General features: G+C 71.1%; 11 protein-coding genes, 1 pseudogene and 1 riboswitch. Of the genes and pseudogenes, 6 read left to right on the forward strand and 6 right to left on the reverse strand.

Annotation, left to right across the window (positions count from 1 at the left end):
- The first annotated feature begins 97 nt into the window (after nt 1-97).
- Together OHA37_RS32845 and OHA37_RS32850 are read left to right on the forward strand one after the other, a co-directional pair.
- Nucleotides 98-754: a MerR family transcriptional regulator gene (locus tag OHA37_RS32845; protein ID WP_266910661.1), complete on the forward strand. Its 657-nt coding sequence runs from the start codon at nt 98-100 to the stop codon at nt 752-754.
- 153 nt (nt 755-907) lie between these two features.
- The gene (locus OHA37_RS32850) at nt 908-2560 is read left to right on the forward strand and encodes a DNA polymerase IV (RefSeq protein ID WP_266910663.1); all 1653 of its coding nucleotides are present in this window, start codon (nt 908-910) and stop codon (nt 2558-2560) included.
- A 467-nt stretch (nt 2561-3027) separates the two neighbouring features.
- Here OHA37_RS32850 and OHA37_RS32855 read toward each other — a convergent pair whose 3' ends face one another.
- Nucleotides 3028-3393 carry a PRC-barrel domain-containing protein gene (locus OHA37_RS32855; protein WP_266910665.1) on the reverse strand — a complete coding sequence of 122 codons (366 nt, stop codon included), beginning with the start codon at nt 3391-3393 and terminating at the stop codon, nt 3028-3030.
- A gap of 119 nt (nt 3394-3512) precedes the next feature.
- A riboswitch (glycine riboswitch) is annotated at nt 3513-3611 on the forward strand.
- A 198-nt stretch (nt 3612-3809) separates the two neighbouring features.
- Here OHA37_RS32855 and gcvP point away from each other — a divergent pair.
- Nucleotides 3810-6695 (forward strand): aminomethyl-transferring glycine dehydrogenase, encoded by a 2886-nt coding sequence (gcvP, locus tag OHA37_RS32860; protein ID WP_266910667.1) that lies wholly within the window; start codon nt 3810-3812, stop codon nt 6693-6695.
- A 104-nt stretch (nt 6696-6799) separates the two neighbouring features.
- Here gcvP and OHA37_RS32865 read toward each other — a convergent pair whose 3' ends face one another.
- Entirely contained in the window at nt 6800-7006 is a 207-nt protein-coding gene (locus OHA37_RS32865) for a DUF5999 family protein (RefSeq protein WP_323182384.1), read from the reverse strand.
- A 269-nt stretch (nt 7007-7275) separates the two neighbouring features.
- Entirely contained in the window at nt 7276-7896 is a 621-nt protein-coding gene (locus OHA37_RS32870) for a hypothetical protein (RefSeq protein WP_266910671.1), read from the reverse strand.
- Between the two features lie 512 nt (nt 7897-8408).
- Here OHA37_RS32870 and OHA37_RS32875 point away from each other — a divergent pair.
- Nucleotides 8409-9944 carry a glutamate-cysteine ligase family protein gene (locus OHA37_RS32875; protein ID WP_266910673.1) on the forward strand — a complete coding sequence of 512 codons (1536 nt, stop codon included), beginning with the start codon at nt 8409-8411 and terminating at the stop codon, nt 9942-9944.
- Nucleotides 9945-10174: 230 nt separating this feature from the next.
- Nucleotides 10175-10918 carry a CPBP family intramembrane glutamic endopeptidase gene (locus OHA37_RS32880; RefSeq protein WP_266913286.1) on the forward strand — a complete coding sequence of 248 codons (744 nt, stop codon included), beginning with the start codon at nt 10175-10177 and terminating at the stop codon, nt 10916-10918.
- 17 nt (nt 10919-10935) lie between these two features.
- On the opposite strand, the gene OHA37_RS32885 is transcribed toward OHA37_RS32880, so the two are convergent.
- Together OHA37_RS32885 and OHA37_RS32890 are read right to left on the reverse strand one after the other, a co-directional pair.
- Entirely contained in the window at nt 10936-11754 is an 819-nt protein-coding gene (locus OHA37_RS32885; RefSeq protein ID WP_266910675.1) for a PhzF family phenazine biosynthesis protein, read from the reverse strand.
- Between the two features lie 121 nt (nt 11755-11875).
- Nucleotides 11876-12052, reverse strand: a pseudogene (locus OHA37_RS32890) (DUF4265 domain-containing protein); the annotation flags it as partial.
- Between the two features lie 598 nt (nt 12053-12650).
- On the opposite strand from OHA37_RS32890, the gene OHA37_RS32895 reads away from it, so the two are divergent.
- Nucleotides 12651-13271, forward strand: a complete 621-nt coding sequence (locus tag OHA37_RS32895) for a PadR family transcriptional regulator (protein WP_266910677.1) — start codon at nt 12651-12653, stop codon at nt 13269-13271.
- Between the two features lie 130 nt (nt 13272-13401).
- Here OHA37_RS32895 and OHA37_RS32900 read toward each other — a convergent pair whose 3' ends face one another.
- Entirely contained in the window at nt 13402-13830 is a 429-nt protein-coding gene (locus tag OHA37_RS32900; RefSeq protein ID WP_266910679.1) for a type II toxin-antitoxin system Rv0910 family toxin, read from the reverse strand.
- Between the last annotated feature and the right edge of the window lie 137 nt (nt 13831-13967).

Consider the following 13967-nt stretch of genomic DNA (forward strand, 5'->3'; position numbering starts at 1 on the left):
GGGTGATTATCACTCGGCGTGCCGAGTGTGGCGATCGTTGACGCACCCCTGGTGACTGCCTACCTTCGAGGTGGCAGGTCAAGGACGGAGGGTCGGCGTGAGAGTCACGGGCGACGGTATGACCGGGGGCATCCCCGCACGGAGTGACGGTGGGCCGTACCCGCTGCACGGTGGTGCGGTGAACTCCGCGCGCCGTCAGCCGGAGCCCGCGCCGGTCGGTTCGGTGGGGCCGGTCGAGTCGGTGGGGGGCGAGTCCGCACCCGAGCAGGTCGGATACCGGGGGCCGACGGCGTGTGCCGCGGCCGGCATCACGTACCGGCAGCTCGACTACTGGGCACGGACCGGGCTGGTGGAGCCCACGGTGCGTCCCGCTTACGGGTCGGGGACGCAGCGCCTCTACAGCTTCCGGGACGTGGTCGTCCTCAAGATCGTGAAGCGCTTCCTGGACACCGGGGTGGCGCTGCAGAACATCCGCACCGCCGTGCAGCACCTGCGCGACCGGGGTTTCTCGGACCTGGAGCGGATGACGCTGATGAGCGACGGCGCCACCGTGTACGAGTGCACCTCGCCGGATCAGGTCGTCAGCCTGCTCCAGGGCGGCCAGGGAGTCTTCGGCATCGCCGTGGGCGTGGTCTGGCGCGATGTCGAGAACGCGCTGTCGCAGCTGCACGGGGAGCGGGTGGACACGGGCGAGACGGTGGTCAGGCACAACCCGGCCGATGAGCTGGCCGCCCGGAGGAACCGGGCCGTCTGAGGCGTGGAGCGGGGGACGGGGACGGGCCGGATGGTCCGTCCGGTCCCGACCGGGGTCTGCTTTCCCTTGCGTGCGGTTGGTGCCGGTGGGCCGCCCGGCTCGCCTGTCCCGGGGTCGGGCCGATTGTCAGTGGTGTAGGGCAGCATCGGAGCTGTGAGAGCCGCGCCGACCATCCTGCACCTGGACATGGACGCCTTCTACGCTTCCGTGGAGCAGGCGTCGAAGCCGAGCCTGCGCGGCAAGGCCGTCATCGTCGGCGGGCTCGGGCCGCGCGGGGTCGTCGCCACCGCCTCCTACGAGGCAAGGCGCTTCGGGGTGCATTCCGCCATGCCGATGGCCCAGGCACGGCGCCTCTGCCCCAACGGCGCGTGCCTGATTCCGCGCTTCAGCCTGTACCGCGAGGTCAGCGACACGGTCATGGGGATGCTCCGGGAGCTTTCCCCCCTCGTGGAGCCGCTGAGCCTGGACGAGGCCTTCGTGGACCTTGAGGCCGGCGGCGTCGCCTTCGACTCCGAGGCCGCGCGGGCCGTCGGCGAGCGGCTGAGGGCCGATATCGCCGCCGCGACCGGGCTGAGCGGTTCGGTGGGGCTCGCGGGGTCCAAGATGCTGGCCAAGGTCGCCTCCGAGGAAGCCAAGCCGGCCGGACTGCTGCTGATCGAGGTCGGCACGGAGCGGGCGCACCTCGCACCGATGTCGGTACGGACCCTGCCCGGGGTGGGGCCGGCCACCGGGGAGCACCTGCGGCGGGCCGGGATCACCACGGTGGGGGAGCTGGCGGGAGCCGGCGAGGACGAACTGGTCCGGATGGTGGGGCGCTCGCACGGCGTCGGGCTGTACCGGATGGCGCTGGGTGTGGACGAGCGGCCGGTGGTCGCCGAGCGCGATGCGAAGTCCGTTTCGGTGGAGGACACCTTCGACGTGGACCTGCACGACCGGGTGCGGATCCGGAACGAGGTGCAGCGGCTCTCCGACCGGTGTGTGGAGCGGCTGCGGGGGTCGGGGCACTCGGGGCGGACCATCGTGCTCAAGGTGCGGCGCTACGACTTCTCCACGCTGACCCGCTCGGAGACCCTGCGGGGGCCCACGGATGACCCCGCGGTGGTGCGGGAGGCTGCCGGGCGGCTGCTGGAGGCTGTGGACACCACGGGCGGGGTGCGGCTGCTGGGGGTGGGGGTGACAGGGCTGGCGGACTATACGCAGGAGGACCTGTTCGCGTTCGCCGATGCGATGGCTGCGCGGGCCGGGGCGGGTGAGGGGTCGGCTGCGGGGCCGGGGCTCGGCGCTGGCGCTGGCCTTGGCCTGGATCCGGATGCGGACCCCGATGTGGATCCCGATGCGGATCGTGCCGGCGGGGGGCAGGAGGCCGAGGTCCGGGTCCAGGGCCTGGGGAGTGGTGCCGGGCGGGGGGCCGTGGCGGGTCTGGGTGGGGCTGCTGGGCAGGGGCCGGGTGCCGGATCGGCGGAGGGGGAGGCCGGCGGGCAGGGTCTGGGCGTGGGGCAGGGCCCCGGGCACGGGCTGGGGGCTGAGTCGGGGCGTGGGGGTGGGGTGGGTCTGGAGGGTGTCGAGGGCGTGCCTGAGCGGCGGTGGGCGGCCGGGGGTGATGTGCGGCATGCGGTGTACGGGCCCGGGTGGGTGCAGGGCAGTGGGGTCGGGCGGGTGACCGTACGGTTCGAGCAGCCCGGATCCCGGCCCGGCCGGGTGCGGACGTTTCTGGTGGACGATCCCGAGTTGGAGCCGTCCGATCCGATGCCGTTGGTCGGGGACCAGGCCTTGGGGGTCGGGGGGGATGGGGTGGGGACTGGGTAGGGGGTGGGGCCGCCCTGCGGGGCTGCTGTCCCCTACCCGCCCTTCCACCGTTCCCCGGGCTTCGCCCGGACCCCTTGCAGCGTGCGGCGCCGTTCCCGGGGGCCTGCCCCCGGACCCCCGCTCCTCAAACGCCGGAGGGGCTGGAGTCTCCCCGGAGGGGCGGTAGCGGCCCCCGGAGGAGCTGGAGTGGCCCCCCGAGGGGATGGGGTGGCCTCCGGAGGGGCTGGAGTGGCCCCAGGGGTTACTGGAGTGGCCTCCGGAGGAGCTGGAATGGCCGGGGGTTGCTGGGGCGGCCTTCGGAGGGGCTGGAGTGGGCCCCGGGGTTGCTGGAATGGCCCCCCGAGAGGCTGGTGTGGCCTTCGGAGGGGCTGGAGTGGCCCCCGGGGTTGTTGGAATGGCCCCCCGAGAGGCTGGAGCGGCCCCCTGAGGGGCTGGAGTGGCCGGGGTTGCTGGGGTGGCCGTTGGGGTCAGGGGGTGTCGGGGGTCTTGTGGCCGAAGTCGTGCTGGAAGTCGGAGGGGAGGGTCAGGTCCAGGCCGTAGTGGTGGTAGAGCTGCAGCTCCTGTTCGGGGGAGAGGTGGCGGCCGACGCCGAAGTCGGGGGCGTCCTTGATGAGGGAGCGCTCGAAGGGCACGCGCAGGGTGTCGCCCACCATCTCGCTCGGCTCCAGCGGGACGAAGGCGTCCCGGCTGAAGAGTCCGGTGCGTACGGCGGCCCATTCCGGGACGCCCGTGGCGTCGTCGAGGTAGACCTCGTCGACGGTGCCGATCTTGGTGCCATTGCGGTCGAACGCCTTGCGGCCGATCAGGCTGCGGGGATCGATGTCGGTCTGCACGGTCCGGTCCCTCCATTTGGGCGCAACTCCTCCGTAAGCACTACAAAAGTGCATTTCCGGAGAGGGGGCCACTCGAGGGAGGTGCCCAGATCCTCGCTGGTAGGCTGGGTGACGGCTGTTGACCCTGTGCGGGAGAGTCCTCCGAGTGAGTGAGACGGAGGCGCCGAAGGAGCAAATCCTCCCCGGAATCTCTCAGGCATACGTACCGCACGTGGTGAGGCCACTCTGGAAAGCAGGTGCGGGAACCGGGCGCGCAGTGCCGGTCCCTCTCCTCACCGACGGTGAAAGCCGGATCTCGTGGGCGACCCCCGCGCGGCCCGGTGAAGCTCTCAGGTTGTGATGACAGAGGGGGAGGCCGTCCGGGTGCCCGCGCCGTGGTGCCCCTCGCAGGTCGTACGACCAGGAGGCCTCCGTACATGACCGCCAACCGCATTTCGCTCTCCCAGCTGGAGCGAGGCATCCCCTTCGAGCAGCGCCACATCGGCCCGGATGCCGAGGCGCAGGCGAAGATGCTCGCTCAGGTGGGCTACGGCTCCCTCGACGAGCTCACCGCCGCCGCGGTACCGGATGTGATCAAGACCACTGCCGCGCTGAACCTGCCCGAGGCGCGGACCGAGGCCGAGGTGCTCGCCGAGCTGCGTCAGCTCGCCGACCGCAACCAGGTCCTCTCGTCCATGATCGGCCTGGGTTACTACGGCACCTTCACGCCGCCGGTGATCCTGCGCAACGTCATGGAGAACCCGGCCTGGTACACGGCGTACACGCCGTACCAGCCGGAGATCTCCCAGGGCCGCCTCGAAGCCCTGCTGAACTTCCAGACCGTCGTCGCTGAGCTGACCGGGCTGCCGACCTCCGGCGCCTCCCTGCTCGACGAGGGCACGGCGGCCGCCGAGGCCATGACCCTGGCCCGCCGCGTGGGCAAGGCCAAGGGCAACATCTTCCTCGTCGACGCCGACGCGCTGCCGCAGACCATCGCGGTGATCCAGACCCGCGCCGAGCCGATCGGCATCGAGGTCGTCGTCGCCGACCTGAGCGACGGGATCCCGGCCGAGATCGCCGAGCGCGGCGTCTACGGCGTGCTCCTCCAGTACCCGGGTGCTTCCGGCGCCGTGCGGGAGATCAAGCCGGTCATCGAGCAGGCGCACGCGCTCGGCGCCATCGTCGCCGTCTCCGCCGACCTGCTCGCCCTGACCCTGCTGACCTCCCCGGGTGAGCTGGGCGCGGACATCGCGGTGGGTACCACCCAGCGCTTCGGCGTCCCGATGGGCTTCGGCGGACCGCACGCCGGCTACATGGCCGTCCAGGCCAAGCACGCCCGCTCGCTGCCCGGCCGCCTCGTCGGCGTCTCCGTGGACGCGGACGGCAACAAGGCCTACCGTCTGGCGCTGCAGACCCGTGAGCAGCACATCCGCCGCGAGAAGGCCACCAGCAACATCTGTACCGCGCAGGTGCTCCTCGCCGTCATGGCCGGCATGTACGCCGTCTACCACGGCCCGGACGGGCTGCGGACGATCGCCCGCCGCACCCACCGCTACGCCGCCCTGCTCGCCGCCGGTCTGACGGCCGGCGGGGTCGAGATCGTGCACGGCGCCTACTTCGACACCATCACCGCGCGCGTCCCGGGCCGGGCCGCCGAGGTCGTGGCCGCGGCCCGCGAGGGCGGGGTCAACCTGTACCAGGTCGACGCCGACCTGGTCTCCGCCGCATGTGACGAGACCACCCTGCGCGCCGACGTGGACGCGGTGTGGGCGGCCTTCGGGGTCACCGCCGACCTGGAGGCGCTCGACGCCACCACGGCCGACGCGCTTCCCGAGGGGCTGCTGCGCGAGGACGCGTACCTGACCCACCCGGTCTTCCACCAGCACCGGTCCGAGACGGCGATGCTGCGCTACCTGCGCAAGCTGTCCGACAAGGACTACGCGCTGGACCGCGGCATGATCCCGCTGGGCTCCTGCACCATGAAGCTCAACGCGACCACCGAAATGGAGTCGGTCACCTGGCCCGAATTCGGCCAGTTGCACCCGTTCGCTCCGGTCGAGCAGGCCGAGGGGTACCTCACGCTCATCACCGAGCTGGAGGAACGTCTCTGCGAGGTCACCGGATACGACAAGGTCTCCATTCAGCCGAACGCCGGCTCCCAGGGTGAGCTCGCCGGCCTGCTGGCCGTCCGCGCCTACCACCGGGCGAACGGCAACGAGCAGCGCACCGTCTGCCTCATCCCGTCCTCCGCGCACGGCACCAACGCCGCGAGCGCCGTGATGGCCGGCATGAAGGTCGTCGTCGTCAAGACCGCCGACGACGGCGAGGTGGACGCGGACGACCTGCGCGCCAAGATCGAGCAGTACCGCGACGAGCTCGCCGTGCTGATGATCACGTACCCCTCCACGCACGGTGTGTTCGAGGAGCACGTCGCCGACATCTGCGCCCAGGTGCACGACGCCGGCGGCCAGGTCTACGTGGACGGCGCCAACCTCAACGCCCTGGTGGGCCTGGCCAAGCCGGGTCACTTCGGCGGCGACGTCTCGCACCTGAACCTGCACAAGACCTTCTGCATCCCGCACGGCGGCGGCGGCCCGGGCGTCGGCCCGGTCGGTGTCCGGGCGCACCTGGCCCCGTACCTGCCCAACCACCCGCTCCAGCCGACCGCCGGTCCCGAGACGGGCGTCGGTCCGATCTCGGCCGCTCCGTGGGGCTCGGCCGGCATCCTGCCGATCTCCTGGTCGTACGTGCGCCTGATGGGCGGCGAGGGCCTCAAGCGCGCCACCCAGGTCGCGGTGCTCGGCGCCAACTACATCGCCAAGCGCCTGGAGCCGCACTACCCGGTGCTCTACACCGGCCCGGGCAACCTGGTCGCGCACGAGTGCATCATCGACATGCGCCCCCTGTCGAAGGCGACGGGCGTGAGCATCGACGACATCGCCAAGCGCCTGATCGACTACGGGTTCCACGCGCCGACCATGTCCTTCCCGGTCGCCGGCACGCTCATGATCGAGCCGACGGAGTCCGAGGACCTCGCCGAGATCGACCGCTTCTGCGACGCGATGATCGCCATCCGCGCCGAGATCGAGCGGGTCGCGGGCGGCGAATGGCCGGTCGACGACAACCCGCTGGCCAACTCCCCGCACACGGCGGCGGCGCTGGGCGGCGAGTGGAACCACCCGTACACCCGCGACGAGGCCGTCTTCCCGGGCGGTGTGTCGGCCGCGGAGAAGTACTGGCCGCCGGTGCGCCGCATCGACGGCGCCTTCGGTGACCGGAACCTGGTGTGCTCCTGCCCGCCGCTGGACGAGTACGACAACTGATCGGCGACGGGTCGACCATCGGTCGGCAACTGATCCGGTGACATGACGAAGGGGCCGGTCCGGGAGTTCTCTCCTGGGCCGGCCCCTTTCGTTCGCGTCGTCGGCTAGGCCGCCTTCATCACCTGCGTCGCCGCGAGAGCGCGGTGCGGGGCGATGATCTGGCCGTCCGGCAGCAGCTCACCGGTGTCCTCGAACAGCAGGACGCCGTTGCACAGCAGGCTCCAGCCCTGTTCCGGGTGAACGGCCACGGGGTGCGCGGCCTCCCTGTCGGCGGAGTCGGCGGTCGGGCATGCTGGCTTGTGCTGGCACATGGATGCGTTCTTTCGCTGCGGTGTGGTCTGTGTGCTGCGGCTCGATGCGTTGGTCATGGCCGCCCCCCGTATCAACGATTTGGCTCGGTCAGGGTCCCCAGTGTTCCCCCACGGCACCGGGTCCGCAGGGATTTCCCGGCAGCTGTCCTCATAGATTGATGACGCATCACCCGTGCGGGCGGTTCAGGTCAACTCCCCTGTCATTTCGGATGGTTCGCTGGGGGCCCGAGTGGGCTAGGCCGAATGGGCAGAACCGGCCAGGGGTCGGATCAGGCGGCCGGAGCGGCCATGGAAGGCGGGACCGGGGGCGCCGTCGGCGTGAGCCGATGGGTCAGTACGGGCAGCAGTTCGGACACGGGGTGCGGCCGGTAGGCGGCGATGCCGGGCGGTGCGGGCGCCAGCGGCACCAAGAGGTCGGCGGCGGCCGGGAGCCCGGCGGAGGCGTCGGCGCCCACCGATCCGTGCAGCCACAGGGTCAGCATGTACAGCTCCGGTACGGACAGAAGGCGCGGCTGGTAGTTCTTGCCGAGCGATTCGGCCTGGCGCAGCGCGCGTTCGGTGGCGGCGACGTAGGGGCCTTCGAAGAAGTGGGAGAAGGTCCACCCGTCCGGGGTCAGCCGGGTGTCGGCCGCCGCGACGTAGCGGTCGCCGCTGCGGATCAGGAACCGCCAGCCGGTCAGGCGGGTGCGCGGCGGCCTGCCGCCGGCGGTCAGGCCGGAGACGTGCAGCCGGTCCAGAACGTGGACGGGCAACGGCAGTTCGGCGGTCATCGGCCCCTGGAGGGCGCGCAGGGCCGGTGTGTGCGCCTCGTGGACGGCGGTGGGGGAGCCGAGGGCCGCGAGGACGCTGCGCAGGGCGGGCGCGGGAGCCGGAGGGACGTGCAGCGGCATGGTGGGTCGCCTCTCACTTGGGAGACCTGTGGAACGGGGCGGGTGCGGGGTGCGGACGGCGCTGTCGCATTCTGGGGTCAGAGGGGGGCTGAGGGGCAATGGCCGCGCGCCAACTCTCTGCCTCGCATGCGGAGTTTATCTGACATGTGTTCACGCAGTGTTTCGGCTAGCTGTCCCGCCTATTGCCGACAAGGCGCTTACCGGTCCCGCTGACGTGGCATTCATGCCGGGTGCGCGCAAAATTTCCGCGCTGACCTCGGAGGTTACCGGATGGGGGCTCGGCTGAAAAGCGTCGGTTATCGATAACCGGCAAGGTCTACGCTGTATTTGCGCATGAGCCCTTGCCAGGTGAATGTGCCAAAGCGCCTGTCGGCCAAACCGGCGCGCGCTCCCCGCCAGTCACGCCCCTTCCGCGTTATCGATCACGCCGCCGGGGCATCATCGACCGTAACGCGCGCCTGGGGGCGGATCCATTCCACGCTGCCCAGGCCCAGTCGAGGAGGGACGCTCCGATGGGGGAGAAGGTCGTGGCGGGCGGATTCGACCTGTCCGATCGGCAACGGTACCGGAGGAAGCTTCACGAGTGCCTGGAGGTACTGGAGCGACTTCTGGAGGAGAAGAGGTTCGATCGCCCCAAGAACATGATGGGGCTGGAGATCGAGTTGAATCTCGCAGGTGCCGACGGGTTGCCGAGAATGGTGAATGCGCAGGTCCTCGAGCGTATTGCGAGCAACGATTTCCAGACGGAACTGGGAATGTTCAACCTGGAGGTGAACGTCCTCCCGCACCGGCTCGGCGGCCGGGTATTCGACCAGCTCGCCGAGGAACTGAGCGCGGGTCTCGGCTATGCCCACCGGCAGGCCCTGGAGGTCGGCGCCGGGGTGGTCATGATCGGAATTCTGCCGACGATCTCGCGCACCGACCTGGTCACCGCCAACCTCTCGGCGGTGGACCGCTACTCCCTGCTCAACGAGCAGATCCTGATGATGCGGGGCGAGGACTTCGTGCTCGACATCGACGGGGTCGAGCGCCTGACCTGGACCTCCGGGTCGATCGTGCCGGAGGCCGCCTGCACCTCCGTACAACTGCACCTGCAGGTGACGCCGGCCCGGTTCGCCGACGTGTGGAACGCGGCCCAGGCGGTCGCGGCCGTACAGATAGCCGTCGGGGCCAACTCGCCCTTCCTGTTCGGGCGGGAGCTGTGGCGGGAGTCGCGGCCGCCGCTCTTCCAGCAGGCCACCGACACCCGGCCGCCCGAGCTCCAGGCGCAGGGGGTGCGCCCGCGCACCTGGTTCGGCGAGCGGTGGGTGGACTCGGCGTACGAGCTCTTCGCCGAGAACGTCCGCTACTTCCCGGCCCTGCTGCCCATCTGCGACGAGGAGGAGCCGCTGCGGGTGCTCGCCGAGGGCGGGGTGCCGAGCCTGCAGGAGCTGGTGCTGCACAACGGCACCGTCTACCGCTGGAACCGGCCCGTCTACGGGGTGGCCGACGGGGTACCGCACCTGCGCGTGGAGAACAGGGTCCTGCCGGCCGGTCCGACGGTGGCCGACGTCGTCGCCAACGCGGCCTTCTACTACGGGCTCGTACGGACGCTCGCGGACGAGCAGCGCCCGGTGTGGAGCCGGCTGCCCTTCGCGGAGGCGGAGGCCAACTTCGACGCGGCCTGCCGCTACGGCATCGACGCCCGGCTGCGCTGGCCGCGCCGGGGCCGGGGCGGGGGATTGGCGAGCGTGCCCGCGGTGCGGCTGGTGCTGGAGGAGCTGCTTCCGATGGCGGCCGCCGGACTGGACGCGTGGGGCATCGAGCCCGCCGACCGGGACCACTACCTCGGCATCATCGAGGAGCGGTGCCGGCGCCGGGTGAACGGAGCCACCTGGCAGGTGGACACGTACCACCGGGCGCTCGCGGACGGGCTGGAGCGGGACGCGGCTCTGGCCGCGACCACGCGCCGCTACAGCGAGCTCAGCCACCGGGGCGATCCCGTGCACACCTGGCCGGTGGGGCTGGGGGGTGGCGCCGCGGCGGCGGGACAGGCGGCCGCGGACTGATTTCCTGCTGAATCCCGGGCCTGCCCGGTCCCGCCTCGTCCCGCCCGGTCCCGCCCAGTGATCCCCTTGCCCCGTGGAGGAGGCAGTATGGGGTGATCGGGGCGGGGCGCCCCGCGAGATGTCGCAGCCGAGATGTCACGGCGGTGGCGGGACGGGAGACGGGCGTGCGGACGGAGCCGGAACCGGTGGTCGGGGAGCTCGAACTCGGCGAGGGCCCGAAGGGGCGCGGGATGCTGCGCTCCGAGACGCTGCTCGTGCTCGCGCTGTCCCTGGGCGCGAGCGGCGTCTCGGCGCTGATCAGTTTCATCGGCTCGCTGACCAAGCCGGGCGGGCTCAAGGACCAGGCCGCCACGCTCAACGGCTCGTACGCCCCCGGGCGGCCCTGGCTGGACCTGGCCTGGCAGCTCTTCGGCATCGCGAGCGCCCTCGTCCCCGTCCTGCTCGTCGCGCACCTGCTGACCCGTGAGGGCGCGCCCGGGCTGAAGGTGCTGGGCTTCGACCGCACCCGGCCCTGGTGGGACCTGGGCCGGGGAGCCCTCGTCGCCGCCGGCATCGGCAGCGCGGGACTGGCCTTCTACCTGGGGGCCCGGGCGACCGGCTTCAACCTCACGGTGGTGCCGGAGGCACTGCCCGACGTGTGGTGGAAGTTCCCCGTGCTGATCCTCTCCGCGGTGCAGAACTCCGTGGTGGAGGAGGTCATCGTGCTGGCCTACCTGCTGCGCCGGCTCGACCAGCTCGGCTGGTCGCCGATGGCCGCGCTGCTCGCCAGCTCCGTGCTGCGCGGCTCGTACCACCTCTACCAGGGCATCGGCGGATTCATCGGCAACGTCGTGATGGGCGTCGTCTTCGTCCTCGCCTACCGGCGCTGGGGCCGGGTGGGCCCGCTCGTCGTCGCGCACGCGCTGCTCGACATCGTGGCCTTCGGCGGGTACGCCCTGCTGGCGGGCAAGGTGGGCTGGCTGCCCACCCCGTAGGCGCACCGCCCGGCCGCTTACGGTGCGCTGAGCAGCTCGCCGTCGACGACCGTGACCGCGCGCCCGATCAGCAGCGTACGGTCGCCCAGCAGCCGGACCCCGACCAGGCCGGTGCGGGCTCCGCCCTGGAGGCCGACCAGCTCCGTGCGGCCCAGCCGCCGCGCCCAGAAGGGGGCCAGGGCGGTGTGGGCGCTGCCGGTCACCGGGTCCTCGTCGATGCCGAGGGCGGGGAAGAAGCCGCGCGAGACGAAGTCGTAGCCGCGGGAGGGGTCCTCGGCCGCCGCGGTCACGATGACCCCGCGCCGGGAGTAGCCGCGCAGGGCGGCCAGGTCCGGCGCGAGTTCCCGTACGGTCCGCTCGTCGGCCAGCTCCACCACGAGGTCTCCGATGTGCGCGGAGGTGTCGTGGACCGACTTGGCCGTGGCGCCGAGCGCGCGCTCGACGGCGGCGTCCGGGTCGACCTCGGTCAGGGAGGAGGTCGGGAAGTCCATGACCAGGGTCCCGTCCTCCTCGGCCGTGACCTTCAGGATCCCGCAGCGTGCCGAGAAGCGGACCGTCCCCGTCGTGAGGCCGCTGGTGGCCAGGACGTGGGCGGTGGCCAGCGTCGCGTGGCCGCACATGTCGACCTCGGCGGTCGGGGTGAACCAGCGCAGCGCCCAGTCCGCCTCACCGCCGGGCGGGAGCGGATGGGCGAAGGCGGTCTCGGAGAGGTTGACCTCGGCGGCGACCTGCTGGAGCCAGGCGTCCGGGGGGAACCCGCCGTCGAGCAGGAGGACTCCGGCGGGGTTGCCGCCGAAGGGGCGGTCGGTGAAGGCGTCGACGATTCGGATGCGCATGTCACCGACCGTAGGGACGCGGCGGAGGCGGCCGCAAAGGCCAATCCGGGATGACTGGACTGTTCGGGTGGCCGGGCTCGGGCCGGATGGGTGCAGCACCGCCGCGGTGATCTCGTCGAGGTCAGGCGTTCCACCACTCGTCGGTGCCGCAGCCGACTTCGTAGTGCCACCAACCCTGCTCCTCCCCGTGGGTCAGGAGTGCCTTGATCCCGGTGAAGTCCGCGTCGGCCGGTGCGGTGAAGGCCACCATGGGGAACTCCTTGCTGAAGACCTCGCCCCCGAGCCCGAACGGTGAAAGGCCGCTCCAGCACTTGCCGGGCCAGGGCCAGTGTTACCTCGATGTCGTCGCTCCAGGAACAGATCTCCAGCCATGCCAGGTAGCCGGACTGAGCGAACACCAAGACCTCACCGGGGCATTCCCCGTCCTCCGTGACGATCTGGGCCTCCGCCGCCACCACCGTGCCCGAGCCGGACGGTGCCGGGGTGACCAAGCTCCTGTCGAGATCGAAGTACGCGGTGCCGCACCCGCACGTGCACCGATCCCGCACCCGCAGATGGGGGATGTGAACACGGAGCGCCACGTGGACGGGGTCCTCCCCGCCGAGAAGGACACCGAGCACCTCGACCACGTCGGCAGGGAGGAGCTCAGGCATGCCCGCACCGTATCCAGCCTGCATCGTTTCCATCCATCGAGATTCGATGAGACGGACGAGGCCGTGGTCGAACCTCGGTGAGATCGGTCAAGGATCGGTGAGGCAGGACGTGGTCATGCGGTGGTCCGGGCTGTGTTCGTTGAGGGAGTTTCCGATATATCGTTGACGCATCGCGATGGGTCAGCGATAGTGGAGACATCGCAACAGCGACTACGAGTACCGAATGAGGAAAGGAGCGCAGTCATGCGTTCACACGGACAGCACGGACACGACCACGGACATGAGCACGGACGGGGTCACGGCCACTGCGGGCCGGACCGTCGGGAGGAGTTTCAGGGGCGGCGCGCCGCCTTCGGGCCGTTCGGGCCGCCCTTTGGAGGCGGGCCCTTCGGTGGGCGTGGCGGGCGCGGTGGACCGCGCGGCCGGGCCCGGCGGGGTGATGTGCGCGCCTCCATCCTGGCGCTGCTCACCGACCGGCCCATGCACGGTTACGAGATGATCCAGGAGATCGGCGAGCGCAGCGGCGGGGCGTGGAAGCCCAGCCCGGGGTCGGTCTACCCGACCCTGCAGCTCCTGGAGGACGAGGGTCTCATCACCAGCGAGAGCGAGGGCGGCAAGAAGCTGTTCACGCTCACCGATGCCGGCCGCGCCGAGGCCGAGTCCGGCCCGGACGCCCCCTGGGAGGAGGCCGGCCGGGGCTTCGACTTCGAGGCGATGAACGAGGTCCGGACGGCCGGATTCGGCCTGATGGAGGCCTACGGCCAGGTCTTCAAGACCGGCACTCCCGCGCAGCGGGAGAAGGCCCTCGCCGTCATCAACGACGCCCGCAAGAAGCTCTACCTGATCCTGGCCGACGAGCACTGAGTGCGCGTCGGCGGGACCTCCCGCACCACATGACGGCGCGCCCCGCGAGGATTCTCGCGGGGCGCGCCGTCATGTGCGTGTGCGTGTGGGTGCCGGTGTGCGTACGGACCTGCTCGACCCGGAGCGGTGGTCAGGCGACCAGGCCGGAGAGCTTGCGGAGCGACTCGTTCAGGGCGGCGGTGGCCGAGTCCTTGAGCTTGCCCGCCATGAGGGAGACCGCGGCTCCGGTGAACTCGCCGTCGATGCGGACCGTGGTGGCCCCGCCGTCCGGGATCAGGGTGTAGCGGGTCAGGACGGCCACGCCCATCGGACCCTTGCCGGTGATCGCGAAGACGCGCTCGTCCTCCAGCTCCGAAACCGTCCACAGGACCTCGGCGGGGAAGCCCATCATCTTCATGTTCTCGGCGAAGGTGGATCCCACCGCCAGGGTCTCGGGGCCGCCCTTCGGGAAGTTGGTGTGGGTCATGCTCCACTGGCCGTAAGCGTCCCAGTCGGTCAGCTGGGACCAGAGCTTCGCGGCGGACGCCTCGATGCGTGATTCCGCGGTGACTTCAGCCATGCGACCACCCCTTCTCGTCAGGTACGTGCGGCGGAAGGTAGTCCCGGCGGACGCAACATTCAAGACTGACGACCTGTCAGATATTGCGGAGCGGGGCGGGTGGGGAGGTCGGTGGGAAGCGGGTGCGGACCCGGCCG

Origin of the sequence: Streptomyces sp. NBC_00335 (genome assembly GCF_036127095.1) — a bacterium.
Taxonomy (GTDB): Bacteria; Actinomycetota; Actinomycetes; order Streptomycetales; family Streptomycetaceae; genus Streptomyces.

Bases quoted from the DNA above. Each gene is read 5' to 3' on its own strand.
- gcvP (WP_266910667.1), top strand. From the start codon at position 3,810: ATGACCGCCAACCGCATTTCGCTCTCCCAGCTGGAGCGAGGCATCCCC.
- OHA37_RS32865 (WP_323182384.1), bottom strand. From the start codon at position 7,006: ATGTGCCAGCACAAGCCAGCATGCCCGACCGCCGACTCCGCCGACAGG.
- OHA37_RS32870 (WP_266910671.1), bottom strand. From the start codon at position 7,896: ATGCCGCTGCACGTCCCTCCGGCTCCCGCGCCCGCCCTGCGCAGCGTC.
- OHA37_RS32875 (WP_266910673.1), top strand. From the start codon at position 8,409: ATGGGGGAGAAGGTCGTGGCGGGCGGATTCGACCTGTCCGATCGGCAA.
- OHA37_RS32880 (WP_266913286.1), top strand. From the start codon at position 10,175: ATGCTGCGCTCCGAGACGCTGCTCGTGCTCGCGCTGTCCCTGGGCGCG.
- OHA37_RS32885 (WP_266910675.1), bottom strand. From the start codon at position 11,754: ATGCGCATCCGAATCGTCGACGCCTTCACCGACCGCCCCTTCGGCGGC.
- OHA37_RS32895 (WP_266910677.1), top strand. From the start codon at position 12,651: ATGCGTTCACACGGACAGCACGGACACGACCACGGACATGAGCACGGA.
- OHA37_RS32900 (WP_266910679.1), bottom strand. From the start codon at position 13,830: ATGGCTGAAGTCACCGCGGAATCACGCATCGAGGCGTCCGCCGCGAAG.